Consider the following 657-nt stretch of genomic DNA (forward strand, 5'->3'; position numbering starts at 1 on the left):
GACGCTCGGCATGATCTTCCAGCAGGTGTCCACCCGCACCCGCATCTCCTTCGAGACGGCCATGACCGACCTGGGCGGCCACGCGCAGTTCTACGGCCCGGGCACCATCCAGCTGGGCGGCCACGAGACGCTCGAGGACACCGCGCGCGTCATGGGCTCGCTCGTGGACATCCTCATGGCCCGCGTGAACCGCCACCCCGACGTGGTGGGCCTGGCCGCCAACAGCGCCGCGCCCGTCATCAACGGCATGTCCGACTACAACCATCCCACCCAAGAGCTGGGCGATTTGCTGACCATGATCGAGAACCTGCCCGAGGGCAAGAGGATCGAGGACTGCAAGCTGGCCTTCGTCGGCGACGCCACGCAGGTGTGCGTGTCGCTCATGTTCATCGCCTCGAAGATGGGCATGGACTTCGTGCACTTCGGCCCCAAGGGCCACCAGGTGACCGACGGCGGCCTCGTGGTGGACAAGACCGTCGACATCATGGCGATCGCCGAGGAGAACTGCAAGGTCTCCGGCGGCACGATCACGGTCTCCGACGACGTCGAGTGCATCAAGGGCGCCGACTTCGTCTACACCGACGTGTGGTACGGCCTGTACGACGAGGAGGAGGGCGGCGCGTCCTACATGGACGTCTTCTTCCCCAAGTACCAGGT

1 protein-coding gene is annotated in these 657 nt (G+C 65.6%); it reads left to right on the forward strand.

The window, feature by feature from the left end:
* On the forward strand, positions 1–657 hold a 657-nt coding region (locus tag DMP08_RS12290; protein ID WP_475734053.1), incomplete at both ends, for a Rossmann-fold NAD(P)-binding domain-containing protein.

The sequence above is a fragment of the Paraeggerthella hongkongensis genome, assembly GCF_003726035.1.
Taxonomy (GTDB): domain Bacteria; phylum Actinomycetota; class Coriobacteriia; order Coriobacteriales; family Eggerthellaceae; genus Paraeggerthella; species Paraeggerthella hongkongensis.